We start from the raw sequence: 586 nt of genomic DNA, 5'->3' as shown, positions 1-586 counted from the left end.
TTAGTTTTTATTCACTTAATGTAAAAGGTGAATCGGCTATATATCGTCTCGTTCTATTGGACAGCTCATACAGCGAGCACCACCACGACCACGGCCCAATTCGTTACCAGGAACGGTCAGCACTTGGATGCCAGCTTTGTCGTATTTCTCGTTGGTGTAGACGTTGCGCTCGTAACCAATCACAACGCCTGGTTTTACAGTCAGCACGTTGTTCGCGTCATTCCATTGCTCGCGCTCTGCTTCGTAGCTGTCACCGCCTGTGGTGATGATTTTAAGCTGATCAAGACCAAGAGCAGATTCAATCGCGTGTAGGTAGTTGTGTGACGCTTCGACATGCATTTCACCGTCTGTGCCTTTCGGGGTCAGACGCCATGTATCCAGATCCTTGCGCATGATTTCTGGGTAGACTGAGAAGGTATCCACATCCATATGTGTCATGACCGTATCTAAGTGCATACAAGAGCGGTGCTTAGGCAGGTCAATGGCGATCACTTCGCTCGCTTGCCCTGCTTTAAACAGGCTTGCCGCTAAGTTTTCTACCCCTTGTGGAGTGGTTCGCTCAGACATGCCAATCAATACCGCGCCT

The 586-nt window shown here is 49.5% G+C and carries 1 protein-coding gene; it reads right to left on the bottom strand.

From position 1 onward, the window contains the following. Positions 1–36: 36 nt before the first annotated feature. A partial coding sequence (locus R7Q46_RS28775) for an arginine deiminase family protein (protein ID WP_318078524.1) occupies positions 37–586 on the bottom strand: 550 nt, incomplete at its 5' end.

The organism is Vibrio sp. 811, assembly GCF_033339195.1.
This window is presented reverse-complemented; position numbering and strand designations above follow the sequence as displayed.